The 21,450-nt window shown below is 34.1% G+C and carries 17 protein-coding genes; all 17 read right to left on the reverse strand.

What is annotated here, in order from left to right; all coding sequences use genetic code 11:
- Window positions 1-9: 9 nt before the first annotated feature.
- Window positions 10-2,778 carry a T9SS type A sorting domain-containing protein gene (locus ACFQ1R_RS08230; RefSeq protein ID WP_379925666.1) on the reverse strand — a complete coding sequence of 923 codons (2,769 nt, stop codon included), beginning with the start codon at window positions 2,776-2,778 and terminating at the stop codon, window positions 10-12.
- A 23-nt stretch (window positions 2,779-2,801) separates the two neighbouring features.
- Window positions 2,802-4,397, reverse strand: coding sequence for a pectate lyase (locus ACFQ1R_RS08235; protein WP_379925667.1), 1,596 nt, complete (start codon window positions 4,395-4,397; stop codon window positions 2,802-2,804).
- A gap of 16 nt (window positions 4,398-4,413) precedes the next feature.
- Complete coding sequence (locus ACFQ1R_RS08240) at window positions 4,414-5,088, reverse strand: LamG-like jellyroll fold domain-containing protein (protein WP_379925668.1); 675 nt, start codon at window positions 5,086-5,088, stop codon at window positions 4,414-4,416.
- 202 nt (window positions 5,089-5,290) lie between these two features.
- Window positions 5,291-6,340 (reverse strand): L-rhamnose/proton symporter RhaT, encoded by a 1,050-nt coding sequence (locus ACFQ1R_RS08245; RefSeq protein ID WP_379925669.1) that lies wholly within the window; start codon window positions 6,338-6,340, stop codon window positions 5,291-5,293.
- 101 nt (window positions 6,341-6,441) lie between these two features.
- Window positions 6,442-6,885 (reverse strand): MaoC/PaaZ C-terminal domain-containing protein, encoded by a 444-nt coding sequence (locus ACFQ1R_RS08250; RefSeq protein WP_379925670.1) that lies wholly within the window; start codon window positions 6,883-6,885, stop codon window positions 6,442-6,444.
- A 142-nt stretch (window positions 6,886-7,027) separates the two neighbouring features.
- Window positions 7,028-8,098 (reverse strand): Gfo/Idh/MocA family protein, encoded by a 1,071-nt coding sequence (locus ACFQ1R_RS08255; protein ID WP_379925672.1) that lies wholly within the window; start codon window positions 8,096-8,098, stop codon window positions 7,028-7,030.
- A 1-nt stretch (window position 8,099) separates the two neighbouring features.
- On the reverse strand, window positions 8,100-9,323 hold the full coding sequence (locus ACFQ1R_RS08260) for an extracellular solute-binding protein (RefSeq protein ID WP_379925674.1): 1,224 nt from the start codon (window positions 9,321-9,323) through the stop codon (window positions 8,100-8,102).
- The gene (locus ACFQ1R_RS08265) at window positions 9,324-10,457 is read right to left on the reverse strand and encodes a CaiB/BaiF CoA transferase family protein (RefSeq protein ID WP_379925676.1); all 1,134 of its coding nucleotides are present in this window, start codon (window positions 10,455-10,457) and stop codon (window positions 9,324-9,326) included.
- Window positions 10,457-11,602 carry a CaiB/BaiF CoA transferase family protein gene (locus ACFQ1R_RS08270; RefSeq protein ID WP_379925678.1) on the reverse strand — a complete coding sequence of 382 codons (1,146 nt, stop codon included), beginning with the start codon at window positions 11,600-11,602 and terminating at the stop codon, window positions 10,457-10,459. Before ACFQ1R_RS08270 ends, ACFQ1R_RS08265 begins: the two co-directional genes overlap by 1 nt.
- A 6-nt stretch (window positions 11,603-11,608) precedes the next feature.
- A complete protein-coding gene (locus ACFQ1R_RS08275) occupies window positions 11,609-12,748 on the reverse strand; it encodes an extracellular solute-binding protein (RefSeq protein ID WP_379925680.1) in 1,140 nt (379 codons plus the stop codon).
- 70 nt (window positions 12,749-12,818) lie between these two features.
- Window positions 12,819-13,976: a four-carbon acid sugar kinase family protein gene (locus ACFQ1R_RS08280; protein ID WP_379925682.1), complete on the reverse strand. Its 1,158-nt coding sequence runs from the start codon at window positions 13,974-13,976 to the stop codon at window positions 12,819-12,821.
- Entirely contained in the window at window positions 13,976-15,001 is a 1,026-nt protein-coding gene (pdxA, locus tag ACFQ1R_RS08285; RefSeq protein WP_379925683.1) for a 4-hydroxythreonine-4-phosphate dehydrogenase PdxA, read from the reverse strand. Before pdxA ends, ACFQ1R_RS08280 begins: the two co-directional genes overlap by 1 nt.
- A 1-nt stretch (window position 15,002) precedes the next feature.
- The gene (locus tag ACFQ1R_RS08290; RefSeq protein ID WP_379925684.1) at window positions 15,003-16,151 is read right to left on the reverse strand and encodes an iron-containing alcohol dehydrogenase; all 1,149 of its coding nucleotides are present in this window, start codon (window positions 16,149-16,151) and stop codon (window positions 15,003-15,005) included.
- 7 nt (window positions 16,152-16,158) lie between these two features.
- The gene (locus ACFQ1R_RS08295; RefSeq protein WP_379925685.1) at window positions 16,159-17,694 is read right to left on the reverse strand and encodes a sodium:solute symporter; all 1,536 of its coding nucleotides are present in this window, start codon (window positions 17,692-17,694) and stop codon (window positions 16,159-16,161) included.
- A gap of 25 nt (window positions 17,695-17,719) precedes the next feature.
- On the reverse strand, window positions 17,720-18,568 hold the full coding sequence (locus tag ACFQ1R_RS08300) for a dihydrodipicolinate synthase family protein (protein WP_379925686.1): 849 nt from the start codon (window positions 18,566-18,568) through the stop codon (window positions 17,720-17,722).
- A 209-nt stretch (window positions 18,569-18,777) separates the two neighbouring features.
- Window positions 18,778-19,581 (reverse strand): T9SS type A sorting domain-containing protein, encoded by an 804-nt coding sequence (locus tag ACFQ1R_RS08305; RefSeq protein WP_379925687.1) that lies wholly within the window; start codon window positions 19,579-19,581, stop codon window positions 18,778-18,780.
- 259 nt (window positions 19,582-19,840) lie between these two features.
- On the reverse strand, window positions 19,841-21,067 hold the full coding sequence (locus tag ACFQ1R_RS08310; RefSeq protein WP_379925688.1) for a T9SS type A sorting domain-containing protein: 1,227 nt from the start codon (window positions 21,065-21,067) through the stop codon (window positions 19,841-19,843).
- Between the last annotated feature and the right edge of the window lie 383 nt (window positions 21,068-21,450).

Raw genomic sequence — 21,450 nt, forward strand, 5'->3', positions numbered from 1 at the left:
GATTTTTTGCTATTGAACAATTATTTTTTGAGTATGTAAAACCTGCTTTGTACCTGTTTCGGATACTTTTAATATAAATACGCCTTTAGCATTGATTGTTATATTTTGAACGTTTGAACCTTCAATAAAGCCTTTAGCTACTTCTTTTCCTAAAATATCGAAAATTTTATATTCTGAATTTACGTTGTTATTCTTCATTTTAATAGAAAAAGTACCGTTGTTTGGTATTGGCCAAACTTTAACATCTGCTAAGTTTTTCTTTTCAACAGATAATGCTAAATCGTACCCATTAAGAATATTAACTGTACGCGTCATACTATCTCCAGTAGAATCTGTAACTGTAAATTTGAAAGAACCTAAGCCAGTTGCAGTTGGTGTAAATTCTACAATATTCCCAACTAAATTAGTTGTTCCATTCACAACATCAGATATGGAATAAGAAACTCCACTTGTAAAACCTCTTGATAATTGTTGAATATTAACATCAATTTTTGCACCTGATGCAGTACTAAAATGTGGTGAAGACATCCATTGTAAATAGTAATCTAAATTAGTGTATCCATCCATATTGTTATCAGCATTTGAATCTGAAAAATCTCCAGCAGGTGAATTAATATTAGTTCCTATGATTGTTTCGTACCAATTTGGCAAACCGTCATTATCTGAATCCCAATTTGACGGTCTTGTTATGAATGGATAATTTTCATAGCCTCCAGCATCGGCTTCATTGTCTGGAAATCCTTTTTTTCCTGTAACACTTCCTGTAACTGAATAAGTTCCTGCTAAAGTTTCATTAATCATTCTAATATCATGATCATCAAAAACAGGTTGTACACAACCAACATCAGACAATACACTTTTATAAGCTTGTCTTGCTGTTTGAGTTGTTACATAAGAAGGAAAAAATGGTGTATTAACAAATGTTTCGTAAGTTGTATTTGCACCATTGGAGTCTCTTGATCTTCTTCCGTAGTCTTGGTTTGATTCATCAAAATATCCAGGCATTACATTACCAGCAAAATAGGCACGCTGCATGCCTTCACCTACGTTTTCATGATCCACTGTTAAAGCATATCTTGATAATTGCATACCAGGTCCTGGTTTATAATAATTACCAACAAAGTTCAGTTCTTTAGCACCTCCATCAGTTGTTCTACTTCCCCAATTATATACTACATTATTTGTAATATCCAATCTTCCTGAATAGTAACCACTACCATCTAAACCACCTGCCAAACTCCAATTACGCCCATAATTATGAGCTAATAAATTATGATGAAAACTACCAACATCACCACCAATTGATGCTGCATAACCATGCTCTGTACCAACTGGATAATTTTGATGCCCTGCAGCATTTAAAGCTTCGGAAATTAAAGTACGTTGTAGCGTGATATTGTGTGCTCCTCTAGAACTGAAAGATTCATCGATGGTCCAACTTATAGAACAGTGATCTATAATACTATGATCACCACCTGTTAATCCCATTCCATCATAAGTTAAACCTCCTCCTAAACGAACACGTATGTTTTGAACTAAGTTATCGTTACCTGTAATTCCTAAAGGTGCTCTTCTAATAGTAATGCCTTTTCCTGGTGCTGTTTGTCCTGCAATGGTTACATATGGCTGACTTGATACTAAACGCGAATAAAGCACTATAACACCTGACACGTTAAACACAATGGTTCTTGGACCTATATCATTGGTTACCGCTTCACGTAAACTTCCAGGACCACTATCATTTAAATTTGTAACTACTACAACTTTACCACCACGACCACCACGAGCAAAACGCCCATAACCTTCGGCTCCCGGAAAAGCTAATTGAGCTGGACGAAAACGCCATACATTTCCTTTAGTAACCTCACTATTTCCTAACACTTCATCAATTCTCCAAAAATAAGTATCACCTGTATATAACCCATTTACTGTATAAGAAGCATTTGCTAGTTGTTGATTGCCTTTAAATTCAGGTGAAGCTGTAGTTGCTGCTTCAACGGAAGCCAAACTTGTGCCAAAATAAACGTTATGAGAAACTGCGTTTATTGCAGCTGTCCATTGTAGTGTTGTGCTTCCTGAATTTAACTGTACATGCTCATTATTTTGGGCAGGTATTGGATTGGTGGCTTGATTAAAAATGTTTGGTGTATTTAACTCTATACCATTTAGCATTACATTTCTAAAATCGTAAGTACCTGAGGTTTCAGCTGCAAAAAGAATTACAACATCGTTACCTGTAGTTGCTTGAAATTTTAAGTAAACCGATTTTGCACTGGCAGTTGTTAATGCTCTTACAGTAGGTACAACATCATTTTGAACTAATACGCCATCAACTGAAACATCAATAGGGCTATATGTATAGGTTTCACTATCTACAACATTTAAAAATGCTAATAGTGTATGTTCACCCGTTTCTAAACCGCTTATACGTACTTGTATTTGCCCACCTTGATTAGCGGTTGTTCCTTTAACAGTAACACCATCGCATACTAATCTTGCAAAATATGGTGTTTGAATACCTGTTTTATACCAATTAGTACCCAAAGCGTCACCAAAGCTTCCTGCTTTAGATACCGTAAATGTAACACCATTTATAGTATTTGTAGCCGACGTTCCAGAGCCAATAACCCACGGCGTATAATCAGGATCGCCAACCTCACTTGTATTTCTTCCAGATTGATCAAAATCTATTTTAACAACTGGGTTTTGGGCATTAACACCTATAAAAGATGTGATAATTAAGAGTGTTAACAGCCTAATTTTGTATTTTCTTAGCATTTTTATTTATTTTATTATTGATATTATTTATTTAAAGTTTCTTTAGTATTTATATAATTAATTAATAACTTCATATTTCTAATATAGGTTCCTGTTGAAATATATTTTTGGTCAGTTTTATCAGGATATGGTGACGTATCTGTTTCATCACCAACTCTAGTTGTAGCATATTCATTGGTTAATTCTATGTTTTTACCATCACCTATATATGGATTGCTTATGTAGGCACCTTTAGAAAGCCAACGGTTTTCATTATCAAGTTCATTTACGACCTCTACTATTTTAGAATCGTCAATTTTGAAATTAAACACGTATCGATTTAAATCATAAAAACTTTGAGGTGTACCTTTTTGTTGAAACTCTTTTGGTTTTAATGGTGAATCTTTAGTTACTTCTTCTACAGAAAGTTCTAAAACCTCTTTATATTCATCTTTTAACTCTTGAAGATTTACAAAGGATTTTCCATAATAGTGAGACAGCAAATTCTTGTCATTCTCATCAATGTAGTAGCTTCCATATATTACATTAGAACCTTTACGATGTACATAAATTGGTTTATTGGTTTTAACGTCTACAAATGTTGGATGTATACGATGACCTTCAATTTTATCTACTGGTAATTTTACATCTTCTAACCACTTAATAGCTTTCGCAACACCTTCTAGAAATTGTTTATCGCCTGTTAATTGGTAAAATTTAATTAATAGTAATGCATTCTCACAGGTTGCACTTGGTAAAAATGCAGCAGGCTCATAAGTTCTTGCACTTGCCACTTTCATATTCATATCTACTTGTTGCCCCCAAGCTCCACAGGTATCCTGAGATATTTTATAAAAATTCATTCCTTTATATATGGGTTCAAGAAATCGTTCCTGACCCAATACCAAATAGCATTGCATTAGAAAATTTACGTTTTCCCATATAACATCATCATTAAAGGTATAAAATGGTGTATAATCTGGGAAGCCTTGTTTTTCATAACCTTTAACTAAAGGATACCTTTGTGGCCAACCACCATTGGGGTATTGGCTTTTCAAAATAAAATCCAAAGCTTTATCTAAAGCTGGTTTGTAGGTTGGATCCATTTTTTCTAAATACATTCTTAACAGAAAACGAGCTGCATCCGTAGTTACATCATCATCAAATGTTGAATTTCCATAATAATGCTGAAATTCTTCCAAACGCCATCCGTTTTTACCGATGGTATTGTACCATTGTTTTAGCGATCTATCTCCTGCAAAATCAATCATATAATTCCAACCACCTTCATGACTTTGCCCCCAAATTATGGCTCTTGCTGCTTTTTCTGCAGCTTTATAATAATATTCGTTTTTTGTTGCTCTGTAGGCATCAATAAACACATGCCCCATACTTATAGTTCCTGGGTGTTGTAACCAAATCATGGTTTTATAGGCTTCCATTTCTCCCCATTGGCGTGAGAAATCGGGCATATAATACCAAACAAAACCACCATTGGTACTTACTTTTTCTACCATAAACTCGGTAGCTTTCAACATGGTTTCAATAACTCTTTCTTCTGAAATTTTCTGCTGTGCTTGAAATTTAAATCCGAAAATTAAGAAAGAAGCAATAATAAGAAAGTGGTTAGTTGGTTTCATTAATGATTAGTTTAAATTAAGAAGACATAAAGCTATCTGGTTTAAGTTGGTTTGGTGATATTTTTATTTTATAAATACTTCCTTTAAACCACGAGCGTTTGTTTAAACGAACACCAAAGGAAGTTTTCCCTGTTTCTATTGGTTTAAAAGTATATGATTGCTGTAATTCCAACTTACCATTTACATACGTTGTTAAACTATTTTGTGTAACCACGAAAGCTACATGATACCATTTTCCTAAGGGATGGGTTAATTTTTCATCAATGAGTGCTAATTTATTTCCCTTAGATGCCACGTAGCCATCAAAATACCAATTACCTTCCACTGCTCTTATTTCAAGTAACATTCTATCGTGGGACACTTCACCCATATGAACAACACGTTGCTCAAAATCGCCATCAATTGCGGGGTTAAATATCATTTCAATAGTAAACTCCTCCAAGTTTTTAAGAGGCATTTCATTTAAAAAAAACGCATCATCTACACCATTAAAATATACGGCATTTCCGTATGGCGACTTAACAATTTTTGGATTGCCACTAATTTGAACATTTTGTAATTTTTTATTAAGAAATCTTGAAATTGTCCATTCTATATTTTGATTTTCTGAAATTGTTTGACTATTTAAAACACCTGAAAGAACCACAAAAAGCATAGTTATAAAAAGGTGATAATATTTTATATTTTTCATATTTTTCAATAATTCCGTGCAATCGATTACTCAAAGATATCTAAAAAACAAAATCCTTCAAATTAAATCATGTTAAATATGACTCATATTCTGTTGAAAGGTTTAATTTCCCTTTTAGAAATAGTTTTATTATGGTACAAAACCACAAATAAAATACCAAACTACCCTAAAAGGTTAAACTTGTATTAAATGATAAAATATATCAATAACTACCATAACTCGTAACACAAAATGATAAAATTAAAACTACCAACCCTATTACTAATATGGTGTAAGTTTCTTTTTTAACGTTTTTCCATTCTTTCATAATAACTCCAACAATATAGCTAAAGAATATAAGCATAGACATGTGCAATACCCAACTAGCAAATTGATATTCTCCCATTTTTACATGCCCCAATCCGTAAAAGAAAAATTGCAAACACCATAATGAACCTGTTAATGATGATAATAGCCAATTTCTAGTAAGACTTTTTTCTTTATTTTCATCATCATTTTTATTAGGTAAAAATTCTGTTATGGTTTTTTGTTTAAACCCAACAACGATATACCATATAAAATTTACAATAAAACATCCTAAAGTAGATACTACCAACTTAGCATTGCCTTCAAATTGTCCTGCTCCATTTTCGGCTGCCATATCTGCAATAGGCTGTCCGTATTCTAATGATAAATTAAATACTCCTGATAGAACACCAGCAATAATGGTTAAGCCCAAACCCAGCATCATGTTAAAACCTGCCTTATTAAGCTTATCTGCATCTAAATCTTTCTCTTTTTTAAAACCTGCCCAACCACATATAATAACACCTACGATAGATAATAGCATCCCTAAAAGGACAATACTACCTCCTGGCTTTGTAAAGAAATCCCCTAAGCCCCCAAAAACCATAAGTGGCATAATAGTACCTACAACTGCTGAAATACCAATAGCAATGGTATAGGTTAATGAATAGCCAATGTGATTTATGGCTTTACCAAACGACATACCACCAAAACCATAAATACCGCCTAAAAAAAGTGCCATCCAAAAAGGTTTTGAAGGCGCATTAGCAATAATTGAAAAGAAATTGGGCACTGTTAACCAAGCCAAAACCGTTGGCACCAGTAACCATGCAAAAATGGATTGTGCCAGCCAAAACGTATTCCAAGACCAACCTTTTGTTTTGGTACTTGGTAAATAACAACTGGCTGCTGAAATACCTCCTACGGCATGAAGCAATGTTCCTAATAAAGAATTTGGTGCACTCATTTTATTTAGTTTTTAGTTTTTAGTTGATGGTTATTGGTTGTTGGTTGTTGGTTTAGTTCAATATGAGATTTAAACAAGTTAATAATAACAAAACAACTAACTTATGGCTTCTTTTTTACTAGTAATAGATGGTCGCAAACCAATACAACTTCTCCTCTTTGATTGATGATTTCTACATGTTCAGTAACTGTTCCCATTTCTGGTCTTTTTGCTTCTCCCTTTTCTGAAATGGTAATTTCTGAATGAATGGTATCGCCAATATGAACGGGTTTTACAAAGCGCATGCGATCATACCCTTTTGAGAATGCTTCTGGGTTTATTTCGGAAGCTGTTAACCCGATACCGATACTAAAAATCATGGTACCATGTGCAATGCGCTGCCCAAAAGGTTGTGTTTTACACCACTCTTCATCCATATGATGCGGGAAGAAATCGCCTGTATGTCCTGCATGTACCACGAAATCGGTTTCTGTAATGGTTCTTCCTAAGGTTACTCGTTTTTCGTTTAATTGATAATCTTCGAAAAATGTTGATTTGAAATACATAATCTTTTTATTTGTTTAATCGTTGATTCGTTTATTTGTTAAGTTGTTTATAGTTTCGCTGTGCGTTAGGGATTGTAGTGAAAATCCTTTTGCTTTTTCTGCAAAAGATTGTAGCGTAAAGCCCGACCCTTGTGGTAACGCCCTAATTAAAATCGATTATTTGAACGCCTCCGTTGTTGTTACTTGCATAACACGCTTCTACTACTTTCATGGTACCTAAAACGTCTTGAACACTCGCATGCAACACGTTATCTGAACCTTCCTTGAAACGCATTAAGTTTGACATAGTACCGACGAATGCTTCTGGAAACCATGAACCCTCAAGGTTTAGAGTTATCCATTCTGAATCTTTACCCGCTTCTGTAATGATATACTCGAATTTGTCTGGTAAGCCATCGGGATAATTCATTAAAAGTCCCATTTTTGCTTTAATGGCTCCTTTGGTTCCTTCCCATTTTATGTAACTTTCTTGATTATTGATGCCGAAATCGTGGTCGTGATTCGTGTTTATTTTTACGCTTAATGTATCGCCATAATCTAGAATAATGGTTGAACGGCATGAGGATAAATCTTTTAAAGGATGCTTCCACGTTTTTGCCATAACCGCTTTTGGGTTTCCTAAAAATGAACGAATACAATCGATGTAATGAACGCTGTGGAACAATATTTCTAACCTCGGATGCTGTTTGATTACTGGGAATAATTCCCAAGGCGTTTTTACGGTGACTTTAAACTCCAAATCGTACAAATCGCCAATGAGCCCTTGGTCAATCATATTTCTTGCAGCACTTACAAAGGATGCGAAACGCAATTGAAAATTGATGGCTGCTACCAAATTTTTACGTTCGCAAACAGCAACAATTTCTTTGGCTTGCTTATAATCATTACCCATTGGTTTTTGAATGAGTACAGCGGCTCCATCGGGTAATTGTTGTAAAATTTCTATGTATTGATCTGGCAACACGGTAATATCATATACCGCGTTTTTGGGAGCATGTTTTACAGCTTCAGCTACATTTTCAAAAACATGAGGAATGTTATGGGCTTTCGCCATATCGTGTGCTTTAGAAATGGTACGGTTTGTTATTCCAAAAACCTTAAACCCTGCCATTTTATAAGCTGGTAAATGTGCATCTTTTACTATACCGCTAGCACCAATTATGATGATAGGTTGCTGGGTTTCTGGTAATAATGGTTTGTAAGTAACAGTCATTTTATAGTATTTTTTGAATGTTATTTTGAGTTTCTTCTAACAATTGAGCTGAAGGTATTTTGCTATCAATGGCTTTTAATACCATGTGGTCAATCAGTTCAGCCACTTTTGGCCATACAGGAGTTTGTGGCAATGTTAGTGCATTTTCATGAAGCGTGCTTAATTTGTGATAATACGGAATGGTTTTATTGATTTCGATATCATTCCAAGTTGATTTTCTACAACCTATACCGCCTTCATTGGTCAATAATTTATCGCTTTCGGGCGTTGTAGCGAATTGCAAAAATTTATAAGCTATATTTTTATGTTTGCTTCCCGAACCTATAGTATATAGCCAATAGACATTTAGTGATGCTGAGTTGTGTTTTTCATCATGTGGTAATTCTGTAATATCAACATTTCCTTTTACTTTGGAAGCTTCTATTACTTCGCACATCGATGCAAACCCAAACCAATTTATTGCCATAGCTGCTTCACCTGTTGCGAATGCCATACCTGCTTCTACCGAGCCAAATTCTTTAGATTTGGGATGTGTTGTTTTTTGATTGTTTACTATGTGTCTGTAAAAATCTAATGCCTTGATAGCATCTGGTTTATTAATATTTATTTCATTATTGTCATCTAATAACGAACCACCACGTGTCCATAACTGCAAGCAAAAGTCGAAGACCATGTTGTGACCATCGGGATAGTTTGCAAAGACGCAACCGTAAAGATTATCAGTTGGTCTGTTGAAAAATTCAGCTATTTGGATGAATTGTTCCCAAGTTTTTGGTGGTTGCAATTCGTAACTATATTGATTTTTAAAGTTTTCTTTTTCTGAAACATCTTCAAATAAATCCTTTCTGTAAATTAAACATTCTGGTCCATCGTGAAATGGCAAACCATAAACTTGATTATTTATTTCTTGAAGGTGCAATAACGATTCGTGCCAACCTTCCGGAAAATTTTGAGGTGGATTTTGCGCTATTAATGGTGATAAATTTTCAACGGCATTGGCATTAACAGCATCAAAAATCCAATCGGTATTTATATGGGCAATATCCCAATCGCCATTTTGCAAACCTTTTTTAGTGAGTGTTTCTTCATATAAATCGTGAAGTTCCAACGGAACCATTTCTGCCTCCATGCTCAAATTATTTTCAGCACGAAATGCCTCCCACAACTTTTTTAAAGTCGTTTCAAAAGGTTCAAATTTCCGAACTGCGATTTTTATCTTATCCATTTACATTAACTCCTTTAAAATTTTCTCGTTGTGCTCACCAAGTTTTGGCGAACCTTTTTCAGAAATAAACAATTCACCATCAATTTTTATAGGACATCGGGTGGTTTTATACGAATACCCATCACCCATCGTGACTTTATGAACAAAATCTAAAACTTTAAATCCTTCTTCTTCAAAAAGCTCTTGATAATTTAAAACCTTAGCACACCAAATATCGGCAGGTTCTAAAATGGCTAACCAATAGTCTGTGTTTTGGGTTTTAAGATGTGTTGCCAATACTTTTTTAATCTTATCTCTTAACCCGAATTTATTTTCAGAAAATTGTAATAAAGCATCACATTTTAAAAGTTCTGCCAACACACGAATTGAACCCATAGCCAAGGCTAAAAAACCATCATTGGTTTTATAAATACCGTACGGCGCTCCTAAATAAGCATGAGCATTGTTGCTTTTGGTTCGTAAAGGTAATTCGCCGCCATCGTTAAAAAATGTGGTGATGGTTTCGAACTGAAAATCGATAGCAGATTCTAGCATACTTACCTGCACCAAAGCACCCGAATCATTGACTGTTTTTCTATACAACGCCGCTAAAATACCTTGCGCTAAATGAGCACCTGCCAACATATCCACTATGGATAATCCCATAGCCACCGGACCGTCATTTTGGTTGCCTGTTAACCATGTTAAGGCAGTCATGGATTGTAACAATAAATCTTGACCAGGTTTATCCTTTAAATCGGGATGGTTGCCATAACCTGAAATTTCAGCATATACCACTTTTGGGTTGATAGCTTTAACATCATCATAACTTAAACCAATACGTTTCATAACATCGGGTCTAAAATTATGCATCACGACATCGGCTTTAGCCAATAATTTCTTTATGATTTTCAAATCTTCTGCATCTTTAAAATCGACTGCAAAAGATTCTTTATTTCTGTTTATTGTGTGGAAAATAGAAGATTCACCATTCATTATCAAATCGGAAGTATAAAGCGTTCTACAGATATCACCTGTTCCGGGTTTTTCAATTTTTATAACACGCGCACCTAAATCTGCCAAACGCAAACTCGCCGATGGTCCAGACAAAAACTGACTAAAATCTACTATTAAATAATCTTCTAAGGGCTTCATTAATTATTTAAAAATTGTTCGTAAATCTTCTGATTATCTTCTCCTACTTTTGGTGCTGCTTTAGCACTGCTTAAAATAGTTTCATCAAACTTTACTGGATGCCTCGTCGTTAGCATTTCTTTTCCTTCAGAATTTTTAACGGTTTGTTTCAACTGTAAATCGTTCATGAAAGGTTGACGGTTTAAATCGTTGTAATCCGATACTTTTTCACACCACATACCTTTTTCTCGCAAAGCTTTAATCCAATAATCTGAATCTTTGGTAATTATTTTTTTACTTAATATTTTTCGAATGGCTGCACGCGACCTGAACCATGTTTTTTTATTGGTGTATTTGCTTAAATCAACATCAAGAATACTTCCCAATAAAAGCAAATCGCCCATTGCCAATGCTAAATGACCATCGTTGGTTTCGTAAATTCCGTAAGGCGCACTTAAAAAGGCATGCGCGCTACCTCGCACATTTCCTCTATCGGCCAATTTTCCGCCATTGTTTAAAAATATGGTGATGGCTTCAAACTGAACATCTAAAATAGACTCCAACAAACTTACCTCAACTAAAACACCTTTATTCGTTTTTGTACGCTTAAGTAACGCTGCTAAAATGCCTTGTACAAAATGATTACCGCACATTAAATCGGCTACGGCTAACCCAAAAGGCACTGGTCCTTGACTGCTTTTTCCGCTTAACCAAGTTAAACCAGAAAGCGATTGTATTAATAAATCTTGCCCCGGTTTTTTAGCCCAAGGCCCTTTTTCGCCATAACCAGTAATAACGCCGTAAATGATTTTTGGATTAATAGCTAAAGCATCTTCAAACGTTAATCCTATTTTTTCCATAACGCCTGGGCGGAAATTATGCGTCATAATATCTGCCTTAGCGATTAGTTTTTTTACTTGTGCTAAATCGTCTGGATTTTTTAAATCGGCAGCAAAGGATTCTTTATTTCGGTTAATAGTATGAAATAGCATGCTACTCTCATCTACAAACAAATCTTTAATGCTTAACTGCCTGCAAGCTTCACCTTTTACTGGACGCTCAATTTTAATAACACGTGCACCTAAATCGGCCAATTTTAAACCCGCTGAAGGACCTGCTAAAAACTGGGCAAATTCTAAAACCAATAAACCTTCTAATGGCTTCATTTATAATTAGTGTGTTAACGATTCTTTATAAATTTCATTCATCTTATCTACTGCTGTTTCAATAGAGGTTTTCCCTGTCATGGCTTCATGAATTACAGGGCTTGCTTCATCTTGAAAATGCATATAGCCATAATATTGCGGACGCATTGTTGCCTCATCCAACGTTTGTAATGTATCCTTAAAAAAATCTTTACATTGTTTATTAACATCGTCATTTAACCATGATTTTCTGTGTCCTGGTTGTCCGCCAAATTCGAAATACAAACCAGATTGAACTTTTTCTGAAGCTGTAAATTCGGCATATTTCATAGCTATTTCAGCATGTTTTGTTTTTGAAGACACTGCAATACCTGCGCCACCTAAAGTAGAACGCAGTCGTTTTCCATTAAAAGTTACCAAGCCTCCTGCTTTTAAAACATGGTTGGCATAATTTTTTTTTGAATAATTTGAATAGCCATAATTGAACGGACTGTAAACTATATCATCCGTTTGCGTCATGCGTTCATAAATCTTAATAGGATTCATCTCCAAACAAAATGACGGTGCTAAATCTAATAATTCTTTATAGATTTTGATGGCTTCAATCATTACTTGGCGTGGTGCCACTTCCGTTTTGCTTTCAAAAACCTCAGCTCCTAAAGCGATACACATCATAAAATGATGCATTAGCGTATCAATTGGTATGGATGCAAACGCCACTTTCCCTGTTTTTGCCAACTTCATCAATTCTTTCCAAGTTTTAGGGATTTGCACATTGTATTTACTTACCAAATCTTCTCTCCAAGTTGCAATGGGTGTTGCTGCATCGGTTGCCAACGTCCATTGTTTACCATTCACATGATAACTAGCATGTGATTTCCCTACACTGTTATTAGCTAATTCTTTTATGAATTCGGCATCTAAATAATCATCAAAAGGCAAAAGGACTTTATCTTTTGCGGCAATGGACACATGCGGGTTATCCATGATTAACAAATCGTAATTTGCTGTTAATTCACCTAAAGAAGCATCTGCAAAAGCTTGTAACGAGCGTTTTTCCCAAGTAATTCTTACATCGGGATTTAACTCTTCAAACCGTTGTGCGGTTGCTACAACCGAGGTAAACCCTCGTGTATGGTTCCAAGCTATTCCTTTTAATATTTTCATTTTTCTTTAACAATTTTAATTAAATCTTACTATGTAACCGTCCTGTGGCATCCTGAAATTAAAAACAATATTAATTTAGCAAGCCATCTGGCCATTGGTAACTTCCTGGTTTTAAGGTAATATATTTTTTTGGGTTACTATCATATTGCATTCGAACAACACCTGAAGCAAGTTCTACTATGGGTGTGAACGATTTCCATTGTAATTCATCAAGTAAATCATAAGCTGTGGCGCCACCTTCAATAAAAATCTCTTTAATATCTGAAGTTTCTATTAGGTTTTTTGCAACTAAACTCAATCGCGATTTTAAATTTAGAGACTTGTTATTCAATTGAATAATTGTATTTGAAACCCTTAAAACCAACTTTTTTTTATCATTATAAATTGAAGACACTTCATTTATAAAATTCTTCAAATTTTTTTTATCTAGTTTATTTTCAAGAAGCGCTTCAGGAAAAACAACCAAAGGACAATTAGCTTTTTCAATAGTTTTTGAAAACGCTATACTTTTAGGATGTGTGCTTCCTGAAAGCAATAAATAATTATTATTAAAGCTATGTTTGGTTTCTTTTACTGTTGATGTTGCCAGTTTCATTTTAATTAGAAATTGTTCAAAAAAAGCAGCGCTTCCACCTACAATGATGTCTTCATGATATAAATTGATACACTTTGATAAATCTTCAACAGAACTACAATCTGGAATAAAAAGACCTTTTGTTTTAATTTTATGAATAATGCCGGTAAAAATTTCAATAGACTCCTTTTTTGAACTCCTATCTAAAAGTAACGCTTTTACTAAAGATGTTTTTGAAGGAAAATCTGGGTCGGTAGCAAATCCAGTATTTTCTATAAGATTATCATTTACCCAATAAACTCCTTTTTTAATACAACGATTCCCTTCTGGGTTAGAAGGTTGAAGTAAAATACTTTTTTTTTCTGTTACATCAATTAATGCCGAAAGTTCAGTTAATACATGACCACGCAATACCGAATCGCATTTTTTAAAAAGTATATTGTTTGTTTTTAAAATAATTTCTTCAGCTAAATGAAAATGAGTTTCATAAGCTTCATCTTCACTCATCGAGCGTGAATCGGTTGCTATAATAGTAACGGTTGCTTGTTTTTTTGGTATTGTATTGATGCCAAACGACACGTCTATACCATACCGAAGACAAATACCAGCTATTTCGGCAGCTCCTGTTAAATCATCTGCAATAACAGTAATCATTATTTTTTGTGTTTCGCCATAACAATAGCATAATCGATAGCTACCAACATCGCATCTGCTGAAGCGATTCCTTGACCTGCAATTTCAAAAGCTGTTCCATGATCGACAGATGTTCGAATGATAGGCAAACCTAAAGTGATGTTTACACCTTTTACGCTTTTCATTGTCCCTTTTTCATTATCCCATTTGAACCCTTCTAGTTTAAAAGGAATATGCCCTTGATCGTGATACATGGCTATGCAACCATCAAACTTGCCCTGAACCGCTTTTACAAACATGGTATCTGGAGGAAATGGGCCTTCAACGGTGTAACCTAGTTTATTGGCTTCTTCAATGGCTGGAATAATTTCATCAACTTCTTCATCACCAAACAACTGGTTTTCGCCTGCATGTGGATTTAATCCTGCCACAGCAATTCTTGGTTTCTTAATACCGAACTTTTTACAAGCATCATCCAATAAGGTAATCACCTCAAATACACGGTCTTTTTTACATAAATCGCAAGCTTGACGTAATGACACATGGGTACTTACGTGAATGACCCTGAAGTTTTCATCGGCCAAAAGCATCGCAAATTTTTTGGTATTTGTATAATCGGCATAAATTTCGGTATGACCTGAATATTTATGTCCTGCTTTGTGAATGGATTCTTTGTTTATTGGTGCAGTAACCGTAGCATCTATTTGGTTTGCTAAAGCTAATTCAATGTTTTTTGTAACCGCTTCAAAAGCTGCTTTTCCTGCCATGGCAGTTACAACTCCTGGTTGCAATATTGCATTATCAACATTTTTTAAGTCGAATACATCAATAGTACCATGTTCAAACTTAGCATCTTTTACATCTTGAATGGCATTTATATTTAATGTCGATTTTAATGCTTTCACTTCATTTTGCATCGTTTGTGCATCTCCAACAACCAATGGTTTACAGCGACTGTAAACATCTTGTAATGCTAATGTTTTTATGATGATTTCTGGACCAATTCCGGCTGGATCGCCCATTGAAATTCCTATTTTTGGTATCATTCTAAAGTAATTTTTTATAAATAGTTATGGCATCTTCCTTAGTTACTCCTCTTGGATTATTTTTTAATAATCGTGTAACTTTCATTGCGATGTCTGCTAGTTCAGGTATATCGTTTTCTGTAACACCAATAGCAGTTAATCGTTGTGGAATACCACATGCTTTTGATAACTTTTCAATTTTTTCTATACCTGCTAAAGCTACTTCTTCATCAGTTCCCGATATGGTTACACCTAAAGCTCTAGCAACTTCGGCATGACGTTTTGGATTTGCTTGCAAATTAAAACGCAATACTTCTGGCATTAACAAAGCGTTTGACAACCCATGAGCAATATGGAATTTACCGCCCAAACCATAAGAAAGTGCATGAACAGCCGCCGTATTTACAGGACCTAAACACAAACCACCATACATAGAACCTAGTAATAGTGCTGAGCGTGCTTCAACATCATTCCTGTTTTCGTAGGCTTTATGAAGATTTTCAGCTATTAATTGAATACCTTTTAATGCGTAGGTATCAACTGTTGGATGCGCAAATTTATTGGTATAGGCTTCAATACAGTGTGATAAGGCATCAATTCCTGTTTCAGCAGTTAACTTTGCTGGTAAACTTATGGTTAAAATAGGGTCTAGACAACAAATATCTGGCACTAAATACGGACTAATAATACCGCTTTTAGCTTGAGTTTCTTCATTTAACAAAATAGCATTTGGCGACACTTCGCTACCTGTTCCTGATGTTGTAGGGATACATATAAGTTTAATTTTTCTTTCATTTAAAAAACCAATACCAACGACGTCTTCTAATTTTTGGCTATTATTTATTAATGCCGCTAGTAATTTGGCGCAATCTAACACACTGCCACCACCAACACCTACAACACAATCGGGATTGAATGATGCATTGGTATTTAACAACTCGTTAAATTGTGAAAAAGTAGGTTCGCCTAAAAATGTATATTCTACAAGTATTACCCGTTTGCTTTTTGATTTTAAAGACTCAACAGTATATGAAACTGCTTTTAATAGTGGCGAAGCAACTAAAAATAATATGTTGTTGGAATGCTGTAAAATAGTTTCTGATGCTAATTCATTTAATGAATTTTCACCAAAAACAATTTTATTAGGTTGTAATAATGTAATTGCGTTCATTTTAAATTTAATGCTTTTGTTTTAAATATCCGTAGAAGGTTAAGCTATCATCTGCCTTTTCAGATTTAAATAAAAAGCTTGCAAAATAGCCAACAACCAATACAATAAGGTGACTATAAACCCCTAACATGTATTTATGATGCGGAAAGTTTAGGCTTCCTAAGTCTAAAATCATAGAACCGTTAATTTTGGTTGTAGTTAATACCGCATAACCAGTAAAAGCTACACAAACTGCTAGACCCACATACAACCCTTGCTTATTTGCGTGTCTAGAGAATAATCCTAACAGAAAAATTCCAACGATACCCGCTGAGAAAATAGCATATAGTTCGAATACTACTCCTAAAACACCTTCTCCTTGCCAAGCATGGTATAATAGTGCTACTGCCGACATAGCTAAACCTGAAAACAAGACTAATAAGCGGCCAACAAGCAACCTATCTTTATCTGAACAATTGGGTTTGAAACGTTGGTAAAAATCTTCAACACCAATTGCCGCTAAACAATTCATATCGGAATCTAAACTAGAAACTGCCGCAGCAATTAATGCTGCCAATACCAAACCAACGGCACCAACAGGTAACTCAGTTCCTATAAAATATGTGAATGCTTGATCTGCATTCATGCCTTCAGGCAAAGTAGCACCACCAGAGTTATAAAACACAAATAATAATGAGCCTATTAACATAAATAACGCCCATACTGGTACACTGGCAAATACACCAATGTAGGCAGCTTTTTTGGCGTCTTTATCATTTTTTGCAGCTAAGTAACGCTGCACAATGGTTTGGTCTGTGCCATATTTTTGCAACGCATAAAAAATGCCATTAACTACTAATACCCAGAATGTAAGTTTAGTAAAACTAAAATCATACGGTCCAAAATCTATTTTTTTCATAGAAACGGCTTCACTTATCATAGCTCCTGCACCACCTTCATACTTGAACAACAAAATACCTGCACACAATATACCGCCACCAATTAATAAAAAACCTTGAATGACATCCATCCAAATTACGGCTTCCATTCCTCCTAATAAGGTTAATAAAATAATAACCACACTTAGTATTAGTATATAAATAGTTACATCCAACCCTGTTAATGTTGACAATGCCAAACTAACTAAATAAAGTACCGTTCCCATTTTAGAAAAGTGCGTTAAAATAAATGCGATAGAACTGTACATGCGTGCAAAAACCCCGAAACGACGCTCGAAATACTCATAAGTACTTAAGCGAATAACTTTTCGGAATAACGGTACGATAACCCATACAACGCAAATCAAAACAATTGGCACCATTAAACCTTGCACTAACAAAATCCAATTAGATTTATAAGCTGCTGCTGGATATGCCAAAAAGGTAACACTACTAATTAACGTTGCAAAAATTGAAATACCTATTGCCCAAGCTGGTATGGTTTTGCTTCCTGCAAAATATTGATCGGAACTTTTTTGCCTACTCGCAAAATAAAAGCCTGCGCCTAAAGTGAATACTACCGAAATGATTACAATTGCAATATCAATCCAATGAATATTTAGCATAATGGTTGGTTTTAGTTGGTTTTATTTATTCCACCTCGGTTAATGGTGGCATCATGGTTTTATTACATAATCCTTTTTTGTTCATTAATCCTTTTAAAACAGCTAATGACTCGCCTAAGGTTTTATCTTTTTGGTATTGTTGTGCAACAACATCAGTTTCTTTTTGCCATGCTTCACAAGTTTCCCAATCGTTATTTAGAGCAGATTCATAAAGTGCTTTATACATTTCTGGAACATAATTTCCGGTACTTGGTACAATACCATCGGCTCCTAATTTTAAACTACCATAACTTTGAGCACCCCATCCAGAGAAATAGGAGAAATTTGGGTTGGTTTTATAACGATTGATACAGATATTCATACGCTCTTCATCACGCTCAGAATCTTTTAATCCCCAAATATTTGGATGTGTTGATAATGCTTCAATAACATCTAATGGAATTGACATTTGCGTAGTAGCTTTAATATTGTACATGATCACTGGACCAGAAATTTTATTGGCAAGTGTATTGTAAAAAAATGTCATTTGTTGTGAAGTTAACCCATAATATGATGGTAGTGTAGCCACTACACAATCGGCACCTAAACCTAGATATTGATTACCTCGTTCTATTAAATCATCAACTTGATTCCCCACTAACCCTGCATAAATACATTGATTTTTCCCTTTAAATCTCACAGCAGCTTCAACTAACTTAAGACTTTCTTTTTGATTGATAGAACTTGATTCGCCTGTTGTACCTAATACTAATGGATGAATACCATTTATGGCAAAACTTTTAACAATACGTTCAACAGAAACAACATCAACCGTAAAGTCTTTATTAAGTGGTGTTATCATAGGAACTACTACTCCTGAAAATCGTTTTTGCATAGCTTATTTGTATACTTTAAGTAAAATAGTATATTAAATACCATAATATATAAGTTGCAATATTGTGAAATTAAAAATATTTCTGTGCTATTTTTGAGCGGTGACCAATTATATAAGTTTAAGCTGTTTTTTTTTAATAATTGACTTTAAAGAATAAAAAAAGGATATGCTTATGGCATACCCTTTTCAAATTTTGCAATACTGCTGAATTACTTCATTAGCAACTTAACTGTTTTTTGACCTTCAACAGTTTTTAATGTAGCAATATATAAACCTGATTTTAAGCTAAAATCTGTATCGCTATTTGTTTTAAATGTTTTCACTAAAGCACCTGTTATACTGTAAATATTTATTTCAGTTACAGATTTTACGTTTGACACATAGATTCTGTTACTTACAGCTTGTATGTTTGTAGAAACTCTAGAATTTGCATTATCTAAACCTAACGCAGGTGTTGTAACATTAGCACCAGAAACCTCTACTCTATAAAGATTGTTTGATGCATCACCATAAATATACAATTTTGTAGCTCCTGCTGTATTTGAAGCATTAAGTATGGCCAAATCGGTATTTGGAGCCATATTTGTTGTTGCTTGACCAAAAATGGTTGTACCATCAGTAACAAATAATGTACGCATTGTACCATTACTTCCTGTTTTAAAATATACTTTCACAGTACAATTACCATCAACATTAAAATACAATGAACGCTGAGTAGGAACCGCAGGAGCTGTCACTCCACCTCCACCATTCATTTGAAAACGGTTTACAGCTGAGTAAGTCTCACCTGAAAAAATATTGAAATTAGCTGCACTTGCATTAACAGCTCCAAAATTGGTATTAGTAGCATTAGGAATCAACCCTAATTGATCCACCACCATTTCTGAAGTTCCAATACCTGAGCTTAATGGCCAAGTAGTAGTGTCATTACCAAAGTCCCAAACCTTAGATTGAGCTTGTGATGTTACCGTAATAACCAATACGGTTAAAATAAAAAGTAATTTTTGTTTCATTTTTTAAATAGTTTTAGTTTGTTAAGATTACACTATTGTAATCGATTGCCTAATTTAAGTATAAATTCTTAATACTTTGAAAGTATTTAACTATTTAACATGTAGATTTTTATGGGTTTTCGATGAAAACTATTTTTAAACGTTATTTAGTGTTAATTTGAAGTATTTTTCTTGTTTTTTAAAATAAAAAAAGTGGCTGTTATAAAAAATAACAGCCACTTTTTAAATTAAACTCTATTTTGTTTTTAGAAAAATAGAATTAATTTAAAAGTAATTTTACCGATTTTTGTCCTTCAGCAGTTTTAACAGTTGCAATGTACAAACCAGAGTTAAAAACAAAATCCATATCGCTATTTGTTTTAAATTCTTTCACTAAAGCACCTGTAATGGTGTATATTTTTATATCTGTACTTGATTTTACATTAGATATAAACACTCTATTACCAATAGCTTTTACATCTGTTGATACTCGTGTATTTTTTTCTACAGAAAGTGTTTTACTGTACACTCCATTTACATAGATTTTAGTTGTAAGGCCTGAACCAAGAGAGGCATCAACTTGCCCTAAATAAATTCTGTAAATACGCATTTTACCACCTCTGTTAGAAAGACTATAAGTACCTGCATCTACTGCTTGAAACTGCATAACTCTTACTGCCTCATCACCTTTATTTGTTCCATCAATAGGTCCTGTTGGACTTCCTGTACCTGTACCCCAGTCATTTATATCAACAGGTGTTCCAGTACCTCCAAAAGTTTCAAATTTAATGTATCCAGTGCTAAAACCTAAAGTACCATCTCCTTCTATATCGGTATACTCACCAGAACCTACAACAGTAACCCACTGTCCTGCTTGTAAGTTAATTAATAATCCTCGTCCACCATTTCTATTCCATCTTTTTTCACCTGGTGTTGTAAATTGCAAACAACCTGGGAATAAAGCTGGATCCATGTTATCAAGCATTACTGTTCGCTCATCAAAACGCGTAACAGCTGTATTTGTGGTGATAATTCTATCGCTATTACTATCTCTTTTAAATACTAAATCAGCTGTACCATCTAAGTCAGGCATTAATTGTGGTTTAGTGTAAATACTTCCACCACTTAACAAAGTACCACCTGGAGGTGTTGGTGATGAACTTTTAGAACTTACTTGAAAACGTGCACTACTATCATAATTAGCATAATTTGCATTGAATGTTGTAAAATAAATAGATTCAGCACTTTGTCCATTTTCATTTTCGAAACCAGACTTAGCAACATAAGCTACACCATCAGCATAATTTGTTACTACAGTTCCACTAGCGTTAACCCAATCTAGTTGACGATTGTAATTAGCAAAAGCATTTAAATGTGATAAAGGCATTACATTAGTGTATCCTGCTCCTAATTCTTTAGCTCCAAAATCCCAGTATTTTATTTGGGCTTCTGAAGTTACTGTAAAAAGCAACATTGGTATAAGTAATAAAAGTAATTGTTTTTTCATCTTAATCTTTTTTAGTTGTTAATAATTAGTTGAGAGTTTTTTGCCTTTAGAATGCAAAAAAATAAGAAATATGTGGTAAAATTAATTTATTTAGCAATTATTCAGGTTTATAATTGAACTTTGGTCGATTTTATAAACTTCTATAAACCAACAAAATCAGTTTGTAAATCAAAAAAACATTTGAATTTACTTAAAAATTGCAAGTATTAATTTAATAAATAAATTGGGATTTATTATTTATTTATTTCTTAAAGTTTTAAAGTTTTAGCCAATATACATGTATGCTCGATAAGCTATTTTAAAAATAAGCATTATCATATACTTATTACGTAAAAATACTACAAACAAAAAAAGAGAATACGTTATTGTATTCTCTTTTTTTT

Source organism: Mariniflexile jejuense (assembly GCF_042675665.1).
Lineage (GTDB): Bacteria > Bacteroidota > Bacteroidia > Flavobacteriales > Flavobacteriaceae > Mariniflexile > Mariniflexile jejuense.

Coding starts and splice junctions, on each gene's coding strand:
- ACFQ1R_RS08230 (WP_379925666.1), bottom strand. CDS start 2,778: ATGCTAAGAAAATACAAAATTAGGCTGTTAACACTCTTAATTATCACA.
- ACFQ1R_RS08235 (WP_379925667.1), bottom strand. CDS start 4,397: ATGAAACCAACTAACCACTTTCTTATTATTGCTTCTTTCTTAATTTTC.
- ACFQ1R_RS08240 (WP_379925668.1), bottom strand. CDS start 5,088: ATGAAAAATATAAAATATTATCACCTTTTTATAACTATGCTTTTTGTG.
- ACFQ1R_RS08245 (WP_379925669.1), bottom strand. CDS start 6,340: ATGAGTGCACCAAATTCTTTATTAGGAACATTGCTTCATGCCGTAGGA.
- ACFQ1R_RS08250 (WP_379925670.1), bottom strand. CDS start 6,885: ATGTATTTCAAATCAACATTTTTCGAAGATTATCAATTAAACGAAAAA.
- ACFQ1R_RS08255 (WP_379925672.1), bottom strand. CDS start 8,098: ATGACTGTTACTTACAAACCATTATTACCAGAAACCCAGCAACCTATC.
- ACFQ1R_RS08260 (WP_379925674.1), bottom strand. CDS start 9,323: ATGGATAAGATAAAAATCGCAGTTCGGAAATTTGAACCTTTTGAAACG.
- ACFQ1R_RS08265 (WP_379925676.1), bottom strand. CDS start 10,457: ATGAAGCCCTTAGAAGATTATTTAATAGTAGATTTTAGTCAGTTTTTG.
- ACFQ1R_RS08270 (WP_379925678.1), bottom strand. CDS start 11,602: ATGAAGCCATTAGAAGGTTTATTGGTTTTAGAATTTGCCCAGTTTTTA.
- ACFQ1R_RS08275 (WP_379925680.1), bottom strand. CDS start 12,748: ATGAAAATATTAAAAGGAATAGCTTGGAACCATACACGAGGGTTTACC.
- ACFQ1R_RS08280 (WP_379925682.1), bottom strand. CDS start 13,976: ATGATTACTGTTATTGCAGATGATTTAACAGGAGCTGCCGAAATAGCT.
- pdxA (WP_379925683.1), bottom strand. CDS start 15,001: ATGATACCAAAAATAGGAATTTCAATGGGCGATCCAGCCGGAATTGGT.
- ACFQ1R_RS08290 (WP_379925684.1), bottom strand. CDS start 16,151: ATGAACGCAATTACATTATTACAACCTAATAAAATTGTTTTTGGTGAA.
- ACFQ1R_RS08295 (WP_379925685.1), bottom strand. CDS start 17,694: ATGCTAAATATTCATTGGATTGATATTGCAATTGTAATCATTTCGGTA.
- ACFQ1R_RS08300 (WP_379925686.1), bottom strand. CDS start 18,568: ATGCAAAAACGATTTTCAGGAGTAGTAGTTCCTATGATAACACCACTT.
- ACFQ1R_RS08305 (WP_379925687.1), bottom strand. CDS start 19,581: ATGAAACAAAAATTACTTTTTATTTTAACCGTATTGGTTATTACGGTA.
- ACFQ1R_RS08310 (WP_379925688.1), bottom strand. CDS start 21,067: ATGAAAAAACAATTACTTTTATTACTTATACCAATGTTGCTTTTTACA.